The 12,983-nt window shown below is 62.6% G+C and carries 11 protein-coding genes and 1 tRNA gene; 2 read left to right on the forward strand and 10 right to left on the reverse strand.

Features of this window, described 5'->3' with window-relative positions; genetic code table 11:
- The first annotated feature begins 314 nt into the window (after positions 1-314).
- Positions 315-845 (forward strand): MOSC domain-containing protein, encoded by a 531-nt coding sequence (locus C4S68_RS13540; protein WP_235011587.1) that lies wholly within the window; start codon positions 315-317, stop codon positions 843-845.
- Between the two features lie 121 nt (positions 846-966).
- On the opposite strand, the gene C4S68_RS13545 is transcribed toward C4S68_RS13540, so the two are convergent.
- Positions 967-1,043: transfer RNA gene (locus C4S68_RS13545), tRNA-Val, on the reverse strand.
- A gap of 83 nt (positions 1,044-1,126) precedes the next feature.
- Complete coding sequence (locus C4S68_RS13550) at positions 1,127-2,113, reverse strand: glycosyltransferase (RefSeq protein WP_160115148.1); 987 nt, start codon at positions 2,111-2,113, stop codon at positions 1,127-1,129.
- 13 nt (positions 2,114-2,126) lie between these two features.
- On the opposite strand from C4S68_RS13550, the gene C4S68_RS13555 reads away from it, so the two are divergent.
- The gene (locus C4S68_RS13555) at positions 2,127-2,579 is read left to right on the forward strand and encodes a secondary thiamine-phosphate synthase enzyme YjbQ (protein ID WP_235011588.1); all 453 of its coding nucleotides are present in this window, start codon (positions 2,127-2,129) and stop codon (positions 2,577-2,579) included.
- A gap of 81 nt (positions 2,580-2,660) precedes the next feature.
- Here the strand turns inward: C4S68_RS13555 and C4S68_RS13560 are convergent, their stop codons facing one another.
- The 8 genes from C4S68_RS13560 to C4S68_RS13595 form a co-directional block, all read right to left on the reverse strand.
- On the reverse strand, positions 2,661-4,409 hold the full coding sequence (locus C4S68_RS13560; protein WP_103933610.1) for an ABC transporter ATP-binding protein: 1,749 nt from the start codon (positions 4,407-4,409) through the stop codon (positions 2,661-2,663).
- Between the two features lie 98 nt (positions 4,410-4,507).
- Entirely contained in the window at positions 4,508-5,245 is a 738-nt protein-coding gene (locus tag C4S68_RS13565; RefSeq protein ID WP_103933611.1) for an FKBP-type peptidyl-prolyl cis-trans isomerase, read from the reverse strand.
- Positions 5,246-5,271: 26 nt separating this feature from the next.
- A complete protein-coding gene (locus C4S68_RS13570; protein WP_103933612.1) occupies positions 5,272-7,629 on the reverse strand; it encodes an LptF/LptG family permease in 2,358 nt (785 codons plus the stop codon).
- A 57-nt stretch (positions 7,630-7,686) separates the two neighbouring features.
- Positions 7,687-8,316, reverse strand: a complete 630-nt coding sequence (locus C4S68_RS13575; RefSeq protein WP_103933613.1) for an FMN-binding negative transcriptional regulator — start codon at positions 8,314-8,316, stop codon at positions 7,687-7,689.
- 51 nt (positions 8,317-8,367) lie between these two features.
- On the reverse strand, positions 8,368-10,707 hold the full coding sequence (locus C4S68_RS13580) for a heavy metal translocating P-type ATPase (RefSeq protein WP_103933614.1): 2,340 nt from the start codon (positions 10,705-10,707) through the stop codon (positions 8,368-8,370).
- Positions 10,704-10,904 carry a heavy-metal-associated domain-containing protein gene (locus C4S68_RS13585; RefSeq protein ID WP_103933615.1) on the reverse strand — a complete coding sequence of 67 codons (201 nt, stop codon included), beginning with the start codon at positions 10,902-10,904 and terminating at the stop codon, positions 10,704-10,706. The genes C4S68_RS13580 and C4S68_RS13585 overlap by 4 nt, the downstream gene beginning before the upstream one ends.
- A 60-nt stretch (positions 10,905-10,964) precedes the next feature.
- Complete coding sequence (locus C4S68_RS13590) at positions 10,965-11,708, reverse strand: response regulator transcription factor (RefSeq protein ID WP_103933736.1); 744 nt, start codon at positions 11,706-11,708, stop codon at positions 10,965-10,967.
- A gap of 23 nt (positions 11,709-11,731) precedes the next feature.
- On the reverse strand, positions 11,732-12,925 hold the full coding sequence (locus tag C4S68_RS13595; RefSeq protein ID WP_103933616.1) for a glycosyltransferase: 1,194 nt from the start codon (positions 12,923-12,925) through the stop codon (positions 11,732-11,734).
- Positions 12,926-12,983: the final 58 nt, after the last annotated feature.

Here is a 12,983-nt window from a genome sequence, read left to right on the forward strand (position 1 = left end):
GCGAGTGGATCTCTATCTGTCGTATGCAACGCAAAGATGTATCGAACGCTGTGCTGATATCAAGATGAGCATTGCGTCGAGTTTCACCCGGCACCGAGAAACTGCTATGCATGCTACGGCATTCACCACGGAATTGACGACGGCGTACGTCGAAGAGCGGTCAATGGGGAGAAATTCCTGATGCCGAGACGGGGCACGAAGGAAAACATCACATCACCGGCGGGACCGGATGGGTTTGCGGCTTGAGCGGGTACTGTTGAAGATGGGGCGGAGCCCTACTGATCGGGGAACGCATGGAACTTGCAGCAAAGGTGGTGGCCGTCTCGCGGGCCGCGGCGCATGGATTCTCAAAACAGACGCAGGCCTCGATCCTCCTGATTGAAGGCGAGGGCGTCGAAGGAGATGCGCACCGCGGGGTCAGAGTCCAGCATCTTTACCAGCAACGGCGTGATCCCACGCAGCCAAACCTTTGCCAGGTGCACCTGTTCGCCGCCGAAATGCTGGAGGAACTGCAGGGCGCTGGCTTCGACGTGGGCGCGGGAGAGATCGGCGAGAACGTCCTGACCAGTGGCATCGATCTCCTGACGCTGCCGACACACACGCGCCTGCGCATTGGCGATGAGGTCATCGTTGAAGTCACCGGTCTGCGAACGCCTTGCTCTCAGATCGACGGCTATCGGAACGGGCTGCAGGCACACCTTTGGGGTGCCAGGGATGCTGCAGGGAAGCGTTCACGCCGTGCGGGTGTCATGGCCGTGGTGATCGCGGGCGGGCAGATCTTTCCCGCGGACAGGATTCAGGCGGAACTGCCTGCTGAACCGCACATTCCGCTCCGACCGGTGTAGAACGCTCAGATGCCGGACGCGCTGCGTGTCACATCTCGGGGCAATCGTGCCGTCGAATCGGTGCAATGAGCCTGGCGCAAAAGCAAAGCCACCTCAGCGGTGGCTAGTGTTTCTCGGTTTTTGGTGGGCAGTGAGGGATTCGAACCCCCGACATCCTGCTTGTAAGGCAGGCGCTCTAACCAGCTGAGCTAACCGCCCGCGCTGCGGGCTGGAATGCCCTCACGTGGAACTTCTCCATCATACCGGAAACCGATGTGAAACTGCGAGATCGGTTAGCGGGGCTACGACCGTCGAGAGGCCTGCGTTCGGTGGGGCTCGAGCTTCCAGCCGAAGTAGCGTTGCAGCAGCATCACCAGCGCGATCTTGTATCGAACCCGCCCCATCACGAGGCAGGGAAGCGGCCATTCCCGGAGGCTGCGGAGCATCGTCTCCAGGTAGTCAGGGGCTGCATCGTGGCGGAGAGCAATCGCGGCGTCATAGTAGATGAAGGACCTGACGCGCCTGCGGAGAAGGCGTTCCTTGAAAGACCCCTGGTCTGCTGCCTCGACACGGTTCGCAATCAGTAGCCGGCTGTTGAGCATGTCTCGAGTCTTCGAAGTCAGGCTCCCCTCCGTGCGGCGATAGACAGCCAAAGGCTCGTGGACGCAACCGATCTCCTGCGGCTGCAGACGGTGAAGGACCCGAAGCCACAAGTCCCAATCCTCGATTACCTTAAGCGCAGGATCGAACCCGCCCAGAAGCAGTATGGTTTCGCGCCGTACAAGCACGGTGCAGATGGTGATAGCGCAGCGGTACTGAATGAATTCGCGAAGACGATTTGGCTCGCATGCCGTGACGTTGAGGTCGGTCCCATCGATCGTTCGTTCGATGAAGTCGCCATAGATCATCGCGAGTGAAGGCTCGGTCTTCGCTGCTGCCAGTTGAAGTTCAAGCTTGCGAGGAAGATACCAGTCGTCGGCATCGAGAAAGGAGATCCAATCGCCCTTCGCCGCTGCGATCCCGATGTTGCGACTGCTTGCCACTCCTACATTCTTCGGTAAGCGGATCAGCCGGACCTGCGAGCCATACGAGACAGCAATTCGTGAGGTGCCATCGGTCGAGCCGTCATCGACGACGATGATCTCCAAAGGCGGATGCGTCTGCGACAGACAGCTCTGAATCGCGGCTGCGAGAAACGCTTCGGCGTTGTAGGCGGCGATAATAACGCTGACGCTCAGAACGGCTCCGATCGATGAGTGCGCGAAGCGGCAGTGTGACTGCAGGATCAAGGACGTACGCCGTATGTCCAATATCGTCCGCGAGGTGAAAACAGTGATGAAGTCTTATACCGAATATCTGACCTTCAAGACATCAGCGCGATACGAGATGGTACATATTACGTCGGAGGTCGAGGCGATCGTTCGGCGGTCGGGCGTGGATGATGGTCTGTGCTTCGTCTCGCCGATGCACATCACGGCGGCCATCTACGTGAATGACTTCCAGGACGGGCTCATCGAGGACATCTCGGTCTGGCTGGAGAAACTCGCCCCCAGATTTCCGGGGTACAAGCACCACCAGACGGGTGAGGACAACGCGGATGCGCACCTGAAGGCTTTGCTGTTACATCACGAGACGACGCTACCGGTGACGAAGGGGAGGCTTGATCTCGGTACGTGGCAGCGGGTGTTCTATGCAGAGTTCGACGGCCAGCGGTCGAAGCGGGTGATTGTGAAGGTGCTGGGCGTGGGGAAGTGAGCAGAGGTTAGTGAGTAGAGAAAGGCGGTGCGTCTCAGAAGTCGGCTTACTGACCTCTACTCACCGACCTCTGCTCACTCTTTATGTATTCACGATCTCTTCCTCAAGCGACTGCTTCTCAAAGAGGTCGGCATAGTAGCCACCGCGATCGAGCAGCTCATCGTGGGTTCCCAGCTCGGCGATGCGACCGTCGATGACTACCGCAATGCGGTCGGCGCTGCGGGCTGTCGAGACCCGGTGGGCGATGAGGATCGCGGTGCGCCCACGCATCTTGTCGCGAAGCGCGTTGAGAATCTGCTCCTCGGTGTAGGTGTCGACCGAAGCGAGCGCGTCGTCGAGGATCAGGATTCGTGGCTCCCGGAGCAGGGCGCGTGCGATCGCGGTGCGCTGCTTCTGTCCGCCGGAGAGTGTCATGCCACGCTCGCCGACGACAGTGTCGAATCCCTTGGGGAATTCGAGAATCTCCGTACCGATGTGCGCGGCCTGTGTTGCAGCAAGGATGGACTCCTCGCTGGCGCCTTCGACGCCAAAGGCCACGTTCTCGCGCACGGTCTCGGAGAACAGGAACGTCTCCTGCGGCACAAAGCCGATGGCGTGGCGAAGGACCTCGAGGGGGTACTCCCGAATCGGCCTGCCATCGATCCGCACCATGCCCGGGGCTGCTTCACTGAGGCGCGGAATGAGAGAGACCAGCGTCGTCTTGCCGCTGCCCGTGGGGCCGGTGATGGCGAGGCTCGAGCCTGCGGGAATCGTCAGCGTGATGTCGTGCAGCACCTCGGGACCGGTGGGATACGCAAAATCCAGGTGATTGAAGGTAATCTCCCCTTGGATCGTCGCATTGGCGAGCTCCGGTTTGGCGTCCTTGTCGTCGATCTCGGGCTTTTCGATCAGGATCTCGTGGATACGAGTGACCGAGGCCGCACCGCGCTGGACAAGGTTCACCACGTATCCCACCGCGATCATGGGCCAGGTCAGCTGCACCATGAAGACGTTGTAGCTGGCGAACTGTGGCACGGTGATGTGGTGCAGCAGAACCTCGCGGCCACCGGCGAGCAGCGTGATCATCAGCGAAAGGCCGAGCACGAACTCCAGCGTAGGCCACAGCATAGCCATCAGGCGTGCGAGCATCAGAGACCGGCTGATGTACTCGAGATTGGCAGTTTCGAAGCCCTTAATCTCGGCCTCTTCCTGCGAGAAGGCACGAATGAGCCTGGCGCCAGAGAAGTTCTCTTCCGCCTGCGCCGAGATATCGGAGAAGCTGGCCTGGATGCGCTCGAAGCGCTTGTGAATCCGGGCTCCGAAGTACTGCACCAGCACGGAAGCGATGGGCAGTGGAACAAAGGCGTACATCGTGAGGCGCGGAGAGATGCGCAACATGAACGGCAACGCCGCCGCGGTGAAGATGACGGTGTTGGCCGAGTACATGATCGCCGGTCCGAGCAGCTGGCGGACGGCGTTCAGGTCGTTGGTCGACCGCGCCATGATGTCGCCGGTGCGATGCCGCTGGAAGAAGCTCGGCGGCTGCTTCGCGAGGTGCTCGAACATGTCGTTGCGGATATCGAACTCGATCTCGCGCGAAGCTCCGATGAGGATCTGGCGCATGAGATAGAGGAACGTACCCGAGACGATGGCCACGCCGACGATGCGGGCCGCGTGGTATTCAACCTTCGAGACCGACAAGCCACCCTGGATGTCCTGGACGGCGCCCCCGATCAGCAGCGGGATGATGACCTTGGACGAGTTGTAGATCAGCAGCGCAAGTCCACCCAGGACATAGCTCTTCCAGTAACGACGGAGATACGGAAAGAGCGGACTGAGGCGGGAAAACATCTCTTGAACTTCCTTGGATGCTGTGTGCTGCGATCGTCTGATGTCGCGTGCTGCCGCGCTCCGGGGCTGCCCGGAGCGCAGCAGCAACGAGCTCGCGACTACTGCCTGGGAGTAGCGCCGGCCGCAGGCGGCGTCGACGCCTTGGGGGTATCAGCGGGCGGGGGTGTCACGGGCTTTGGTTCCGGCTCGCGCTTGGGCTCTGGAGCCTTGTCGCTCTGCGCGGCCACTTCGAGGTCAAAGATCAGCATGGCGCGCTTGGGGATGGTGGGAAGACGGCCGGCCTCGCCGTACGCCAGCTGGAAGGGAATATACAGACGACGCTTTCCGCCAACCCGCATGCCCTCGAAGCCAATATTCCAGGCCGGAATCACGCGGGCCTGGCCGTACTGCAGCGGGAAGGGTTCGCCATCCGGGTGGTCGTAGGAGCTGTCGAACTTCGTGCCGTCCGTAAGCCAGCCGGTGTACTTCACCGAAAGGAACTCGCCACGCTGCACCAAAGCACCCGTGCCCGGAGTGATCTCGGTGTAGAGCATCGAGAAGGTCTCCTTCGGAGCCGGCAGGGACTCGCGCAGCTCGGGGCTTACGACCGGCGAGACGTAGTCAAAGTAGGTCTCGGGCGTCCGCGTGACGGTGTAAAGCACCTTGGTGCAGGAGGCCGAGGCCGGGGGCGCGGGAATCTTCGACGACACGACCGGAGGTGTTACGCAGCCTCCCACAGGAGCGGCTGCATGGGTAGGAGCTGTGTGGTGGGCCGATGTCGTGTGTGGGGTGCTCGAGGTCTGCGCCGCGACGGAAAGCGCGGCCGTGGTCATTGCCAGCAGGGTGAAAGTCTTCATATCCGCTAACAGTGTAGAACGGCCGACTAGGTGGGCGTGCGCAGAAGAAGGTAGCTTCCGGCGATGGCAAAGAGGACATCGGGAGACCACGCAGCGAGGACGGCAGGAAGGGAGTTCACGTCTCCGAGGTTCTCGAAGATTGCGGCGACCACCCAGAAGGCGATGGCCACACCGACGGCGGCGCCCATACCGGCCACGGAGCCGCGCTTTCCTGCCGTGAGCGACAGCGGTACCGCCACAAGCGCCAGAATCAGCGTCACCAGCGGGTAAGCGATCTTGCGATTCAGCTGGACGCGCAGACGCACGGTGTCGAACCCGCTCTGGCGCAGGTCGCTAATGTAGCTCGACAGCTCGGAGTAGTTCATCTCCTGCGACTGGCGCACTTCTTTCTTGAAGTACGACGGCTGCTCGTGAATCTCAGGAAAGGTGGAGAGCGTGAACGGCTTATAGCCTGCGACCGCCTCGCCGTTGAAGGTGCGCTCCCATCCGTTCTCGAAGTCCCAGCGGTTCGCCCGGTCGTTCCAATGAGCTCCCTCGGCGAAGATTCGACGGGTCAGCGCGAAGCTGCCAGGTTGAAACTCGAAGACGGTGAGGTTCGCGAAGGCGTCCTTGTCAGGATTGAAGTACTGGTAATAAAAAATTCGAGTCGGCTCCGCCTGATCGCCCGCTTGACCGCTCATCCATTGGCGCCCCGAGCGTAGAAAGGTCTGCGCGGGACGGCTCTTGATGGTGGAGAGGAGAGCCTCCTGGCGACGATTTGCCGAAGGCAGAATGCCCTCATCGAAGGCAAAGAGGGCCGCGGCAATGATCGCCGTGAGGAGCAGCACTGGCGCAATGATGCGGTAGAGACTCATGCCCGTGGCCTTCATCGCCGTGAGCTCGCTGGAGCGGGAGAGCGAACCGAAGGTGATGAGCACCGCAATCAGCGAGCACAACGGCGTGACGTTGTAGAGGATGAATGGGATCAGGTTGAAGAGATAGGCGCCCACGGTCACCAGCGGCGTCTTGTACTTGACGATGTCCCCGATCAGTTCGAAGAAGGTGAAGATCTGGAAGAGCACTGTGAACGTCGTCAACACGAGCACGAAGTTGCGCAGGAAGCTGCCCATCACATACTCGTCGAGGATCAACGGAAAGTTGATCCGCAGTGCCTGTCGCAGCCAGCGCATGTTGAAGCCGCCGATATGACCGTTGTGGGCGGGCTCGCGCCGACGGCGTGCGATCCGTTCAAAGAACTGCGCGAAGCGGGTGCCGGTCCTCGCGGCGAAGTCCAGTGCGGCGCCGCCCGAGGACATCTGCTGGATCAGCAGAAGGCCAGCCGCGGCAAAGACGATGTTGGCCCCCCAGATGCCCAGCACCGCGGGAATCTTGTTCTGCCGGGCGAGGCCGAGACCGATGATCCAGACAAAGTAGTACGCGAAGACAAGTCCGAGCGTGACGACGAAGCCTGCACCCTTGCCACCGCGGCGGGAACTCATGCCCAGCGGCACTCCCACCAGCATCAGTACGAGGCAGGCGGTAGGAAACGCGAACCGGCGATGAAGCTCAATGGTGTAGAGGCGTGTGTCACGATCCCGCGCCTTGATGTGGTCGATCAGCTCGCGCATTGTCAGCGCCTGGATCGGTGTATCAAGGCGGCTGATGTGTGAATCTTCCTGCTGCCCGGTCTGCACCGGCATCTCGGTATCGAGAAAGGTCGAGATGTCGTACTCGGCGGGATTGTTCACGGCGATGTCGTGACGACTTCCGTTGTTGAGCTCGAGGCGAAGCGCATGCGGGCCATCGCTCGTGACCATGGCCTCGCGGGACGTGATGATGTGCGGATTGTCAGGCTTGGAGAGATCGGCAAGGAAGACGTTGCGCCAGATCGCCGAGCCGTCCATGCCGGGCAACGTGTCCTGGACGTAGAGAACGAAGTTCTTCAGATCCGCATAGAAGACGCGGGGCTCGACCTGCACCGTGGCCTGCGACGTCTTGCTGAGCTCCTCGTAATCCAGCAGCGCCTGGGCGGCGCGGGGAGCGACGTACAGCGAGTTGAACAGCCCTCCTGCCCAGCAGGTGACGGAGAAGATGCTGACAATCCGCAGGAAGCCCATGATGCCAAGGCCCGACGCGCGCATCGCGGTGATTTCGCTGTCGGCGGCGAGCCTGCTGAGGCCCAGCAGGATACCCACCAGCACGGCCATCGGAATCGTCAGCGTCAGGAAGCCGGGAAGCAGATAGCCGATGAGCCGCACGATGTCGGCAGGCGTCGCGATGCCACGCACCGCCAGCTCCATGAGCGGCAGCAGGTAGCGCATGAACAGGATGAACGTGAAGAGCACGCCCCCGAGGAGGGAGTAGGCGATGACTTCGCGGAGAATATAACGGGTGAAGATGCGCACGAAAATGGCCCGCGAAGCGCGGTCATTCCAGTGTAAAGGCTCGAGCGGCCGTGTGCGCTAAGCCTTGCGCATCTCTTCACTTATCGCATGACTTTCGGGTGTCGCCATGGCGTCGAGCCCAGCGATGACGCCGTTGCGATCGCGTTCGTCGCGATTCTGGCTGAGCTTTCGCTTGCCTTCGAGCCGGGTAATGGTGATCTCCAGCCCGACGATGCCGCGAATCAGGGCATCGATGTAATCCGGAGCAGCGTCTTCCAACGTCCAAGGCGCAGCGAACTGCTGCTCATGTTGATGCGTGAGGGCGGCCAGGTGCGCGCGAAGCCAGGATGCGTCTTCGATGACCCGCAGAGTGCCATAGGCATGAACCACGCTGTAGTTCCAGGTGGGCACGCTGCGGTGGTTCTCGGCCTTCGAGGGATACCAGGAAGGCGAGATGTAGTGGTCGTGACCCGTGAAGATCGCAAGCGCTTCGACTGACGCGTCGAAGTCCTCCCACTGCGCATTGGCGCGAGCGAGATGTCCCCGCAGAACGCCGTTCTCCGACTCCTCGGAATGGATGACCATCGGAATGTGGGAGGCAAAGAGCCCCGAAGGGTGCATCGTGACAAGCGTAGCGAGAGGATGCGCTCGCAGGAGCGCGTGCATCTCCGGGATGTTATGTTCGGCGTTGAACTTCGGAATGTACATGGTCGGCAGTCGGTTCGACTTCCAGAGTACGTTAGGGCGATCGGTGCGTTCTCAGGCGCGGCGTAGGCGCAGGGAATTGGCGAGCACGCTCACGGAGCTCAGCGCCATCGCGGCACTGGCGAGCACGGGGCTCAGCAGCACATGGAAGTGCGGATAGAGCACACCGGCCGCGATGGGTAAACCGATGGCGTTGTAGGCCAGCGCCCAGCCGAGGTTCTGGCGCATGATCGCTGTTGCGCGGCGTGCCAATCGGATCGATGCTGGTAGCAGCCGCAGGTCCGGGTGCAGCAGGATGGCATCGCCGGCATCGCGGGCCAGATCGCTTCCGCTGGCCATAGCGAGGCCTGCGTCCGACTGCGCCAGAGCGGCAGCATCGTTGATCCCATCCCCGGCCATCGCGACCTTCCGGCCCGCTTGCTGCAAGGTGCGGATCGCGGCGAGCTTGTCTGCCGGAAGAAGGCCCGCACGGATCTCGGTGATGCCTGCCTCGCGAGCGATCGGTGCCGCCGACGCCGCTACATCACCGGTGAGGATGAGAGGTGTGACACCAAGCGCCTTCAGGTCGGTGACAGCTTCCGCCGCCTGGGGCCGAAGGGTATCGACGGCGTAGAAGGCGGCCTGCAGCTGGTCATCGATGACGAGATAGAGCGGTGTTGCGTACTCGAGCCCGAGAGGGGCCGAAGGGGCAGTCGTCTTCGAGAGGACCGACGCATTGCCGAGAGCAAGCCGATGACCTTCAACCACCGCTTCGAGGCCAATTCCAGGAAGGACACGGAGGTCCTGGATCGATGCCAACTCCTTCGCCTCTTCCGAAGCGGCGGCAAAGTGCACTACAGCAACGGCCAGTGGATGTGTCGAAAGACGCTCGGCCGCAGCGGCCCACGCGATCAGGGTTTTGCGCGGGTACAGTGCGTCTGGCGTCACAACCAGCGAGGCGATGGTGGGTTCGCCTTCCGTCAGGGTACCTGTCTTGTCGAAGGCCAGCATGTCGACCGTAGCGAGTCGTTCCAGCGCCTCACCACCTTTGATCAGCAAACCGAGTTGTGCTGCCCTGCCAATGGCAACCGTAATCGCAGCAGGTACCGCGAGTCCCATGGCGCACGGGCAGGCGATGATGAGCACCGCCACGGCAATCGCAAACGGACGGGCGAAGCCCTCGTGTGCGCCGTGCGTGTTGAGGGCGACGGCCCAGACCGCGAACGTCACGGCCGAAAGCGCCAGCACCGTGGGCACAAAGATTGCGCTCACGCGGTCGGCAAGGCGCTCCATCGGAGCGCGGCTGTTCTGCGCCTGGGCCAGCAGCCGTCTCATCTGAGCCAGCGTTGACGCGGCGCCGACAGCGGTTGCACGGAGGACAAGCACGCCGTCGAGGTTCAGTGTTCCCGCACTGGCGCGTGCGCCAATCCCACGGCTGACAGGCAGAGGTTCACCCGTCAGCATAGACGCATCGATGGAACTACGCCCATGCACGATCTCGCCATCGACGGGGATGCGATCGCCGGGAAGTACCCGCAGCAGATCGCCGGTTTCAATGGCATCAAGCGGGAGAATCGTTTCCGGCAACGTGTTGTAGTCGACGACCCCAGCGGGCGGCATCAACAGCCGGACATCCTTGGCTTCAAGTCTTCCGAAACCTTCCAGTGCGCTGGTGGCCCGGGCCCGGGCGCGGGATTCGAGCCAGCGGCCCGCAAGGAGGAATGCCAGGATCAGGATGACTGCCTCGAAGTACACCTCGGCACCCAGGCCGCGCTGGGCCATCATCTGCGGAGCAATGGTGGACGCCAGGGACGCGACGGAGGCTGCGATCGTGCCAATCGCGACGAGGGTGTTCATGTTGGTCGCGCCGTGCTTCGCTGCGCGCCACGCGGCGGCGTAGATCTCAGGAGCACCGAAGATCATCGTCCCAAGGGCCATGAGGGCCAGCAGCCAGCGCAATGGCTGGGCAGGAAGCTGCATCAGCCAGACCGGCATCAGGGGGTCGAGATGGCGTGCCGCGAAACCGAGCAGGGGATCGGTTGTGGCGCCTGCCATGGTCATCAACGGCATGGAGAGGAGCATCGCAAGGGCGCCCGCGATCAGAGCCAGGGTGGCACGGAGGCCCAGATGCTTCGCCTCCACCTCCATCTCCATCGGCGGCGCGATGGAGGCATCGTAGCCAGCGGATCTCACCGCGGCGATGAGCTGCTCCGTCGCGATGGGCTGATTCAACTCAACCCGGGCCGTGTGGGCCAGCAGGTTGACGTTCGCTGCCCGGACTCCGGGAACGGCAGCCAGAGCCCGTTGCACGTGGGACTGGCAGGCGGCGCAGGTCATGCCCTGGACGTGAAGGTCCTGAGGTTCCAGGTGGGCGGGACTGGGGTCTGGCGGAGAGATAAGGGGGGAGGATGTCATGCCTGGGCATGCGCCGGGAAGCCCGCAGCGGAGAGTGCCGCCTCGACCTCTGCCACCTGGCCATCGGTCGCTACACGGGCTCCGCCGATCCGAACCTCTTCGGCATGGGTGCCGGGAAGGGCGTTCAACACCTGGGTCACGCGGCGAACGCAGCTTCCGCAGTGCATGTTTTCGATCTGGAGATTCACCGTCGCCATACCTAGTAGATGCTAACGGCACGGGATCGACACGACCAGATGCAGGCGCAGGTAGAGTCGCTATACGACAAAACGATACCCGACGCCGCGAACCGTCAGGAGATGAACGGGGTTCGCCGGATCCGGTTCCAGGTAGCGGCGTAATCGCACAATGAAGTTGTCGATGGCGCGGGTATCGGTGTCCTCGCGCACCCGCCACACGTTTTCCAGCAACTCCTTGCGGGAGATGATCTTATTCGGCCGATCGAGCAGGTAACGGAGCAGATCGGCCTCCATCAGCGTCAGGTGAATGGTCTCCGTGGGAGATCGAACCTGAAGCTCGGCGAGATCGATGACGCGGTCGCCCAAAGCCAGGGAAGGCGAATCGGCTTCGGCGGCGGGATTGGAGCCGGTTGTCGCCGGGGTCTGCCAGTGCATCCGACGCAGCAAGGCGCTGAGCCGGGCCAGTAACACGTTGAGCTCAAATGGCTTGGGGAGGTAGTCGTCGGCGCCTGCGGCGAAGCCCTGCACGATATCTTCGCTGCGGCCGCGCGCGGTGAGCAGCATCACCGGGAGGTACCGCCCCGCCTCGCGCAGCGACCGCACGATGGAAAAGCCGTCCCGCTTGGGCAGCATCACGTCGAGGAGAACGGCGGCGGGGGCCTCGGGCGTGGTGGTGAGCCACTTCAGCGCAGCATCGCCTTCGGCTTCATGGTGCGTACGGTAGCCCTCGGCCTCGAGGTTGAAGATGAGCGCCTGCGCAAGGTGGTCCTCGTCTTCGATCACCGCGATCAACGGAGCTTCGGCCTGGGTCTGGGTGGTCATCGGGCCCTCCTCGGGCGCTCGAGTCAGCATACGCTCCCATGGGATGCGGCTGACGCCCCTTCATGGTGGCGCTGGAGTGTCTCCTCCAGCACACCGTAGAGGTCCTTGGCGACGTCCCGCCAGCTTCGAGAGTGGACCGAGGCGATCGCGTCCGCATTCCAGTTGCGGCTCAGGGTCTCGTCGAGAACCTGAGCAAGCGCTTCCGCATTGCGGGGTGGAACGAGGCGCCCACAGCTGTCGTCGACGAGTTCCGGGATTCCGCCCACATTGGTGGCAACCACCGGTCGGCCCGAGGCCAACCCCTCGATGACGACGTTGGGGCAGCCCTCCATGTAGCTGGGCAGCGTGACGATGTCTGAAGCTGCAGTCCAGCCGGAGACGAGGTCTGCGCGCACAGGAGGAACCAGGAGGATCGAATCTCCGGCGTGGTGGTGGGCGATACGCTCGCGGAGGGCACCCTCATCGGGGCCGCCGCCCAGCAGGTAGGTCCGGAGCCGGGGACGCTTGTTGCGGAGGCTTGCGACCGCGTCGATCAACTCGATCAGTCCCTTGCGAAGGTCGTAACGCCCGATATAGAGCACCATCTCTGTGTCGGGTGCGATTCCGACTTGCTGACGGGCCGCAGCCCGATCTCCGGGATGGAAGACGGTGGTGTCGCAGCCGTTCAGGATCGCTATAGTGTGGCTGGCATCGGCTCCGAGAGAGACTGCCGTCTTTGCGAGGTCGTGGCTTACCGTTGTGATGGTCTGCGAGGCTGTGAGGACCTTCAACGTGCGGGAACGGATGAGCCCGCCGGGGATCCGGTTGAGATCCGAGCCGATGGCGGTTTGGACGACCGGCACTCCCAGCTTGGCGGCCACCTTCAGCGCAGCGAAGCCCGAGGGATAGATGACGTAGCTGAGGAGGATATCCGGTCGAAAGGCTCGAACGTCCTTCTCCAGTGCCCAGGCAATCGAGCTCCCGTTGACAGAGCGGGAAACGACGGGCAGGACCGGAAACTGGCGATATGTGACTGGGGGGCCGGACAGGACGAAGTCGCCGTCGGTGCCGTAGGCCGGCGGGACGAAACGGCGGATCAGGCGCGGATACTGCGGCAGGGGAACGAAGACCTGAACCTCAGCCATGGTGGCGAGTTCGCGAAGGGTCTCGTGGGATGATCGTCCGTTCCATGGCTGGGCCGGCGAGGGGTAGTACGCGGTGACGACGCCGATGCGCATGCCCTTACAGGTATATCGCGGCCGCACGTTGATGCGTGCGGTAGTGGTGCATTTCCCC

The organism is Bryocella elongata, assembly GCF_900108185.1.
Classification (GTDB): domain Bacteria; phylum Acidobacteriota; class Terriglobia; order Terriglobales; family Acidobacteriaceae; genus Granulicella; species Granulicella elongata.

What these genes read in the sequence shown, in the direction of transcription:
- C4S68_RS13555 (WP_235011588.1), top strand. Translation starts at nt 2,127, where the DNA reads ATGTCCAATATCGTCCGCGAGGTGAAAACAGTGATGAAGTCTTATACC.
- C4S68_RS13560 (WP_103933610.1), bottom strand. Translation starts at nt 4,409, where the DNA reads ATGTTTTCCCGCCTCAGTCCGCTCTTTCCGTATCTCCGTCGTTACTGG.
- C4S68_RS13585 (WP_103933615.1), bottom strand. Translation starts at nt 10,904, where the DNA reads ATGGCGACGGTGAATCTCCAGATCGAAAACATGCACTGCGGAAGCTGC.
- C4S68_RS13590 (WP_103933736.1), bottom strand. Translation starts at nt 11,708, where the DNA reads ATGACCACCCAGACCCAGGCCGAAGCTCCGTTGATCGCGGTGATCGAA.
- C4S68_RS13565 (WP_103933611.1), bottom strand. Translation starts at nt 5,245, where the DNA reads ATGAAGACTTTCACCCTGCTGGCAATGACCACGGCCGCGCTTTCCGTC.
- C4S68_RS13580 (WP_103933614.1), bottom strand. Translation starts at nt 10,707, where the DNA reads ATGACATCCTCCCCCCTTATCTCTCCGCCAGACCCCAGTCCCGCCCAC.
- C4S68_RS13595 (WP_103933616.1), bottom strand. Translation starts at nt 12,925, where the DNA reads ATGCGCATCGGCGTCGTCACCGCGTACTACCCCTCGCCGGCCCAGCCA.
- C4S68_RS13575 (WP_103933613.1), bottom strand. Translation starts at nt 8,316, where the DNA reads ATGTACATTCCGAAGTTCAACGCCGAACATAACATCCCGGAGATGCAC.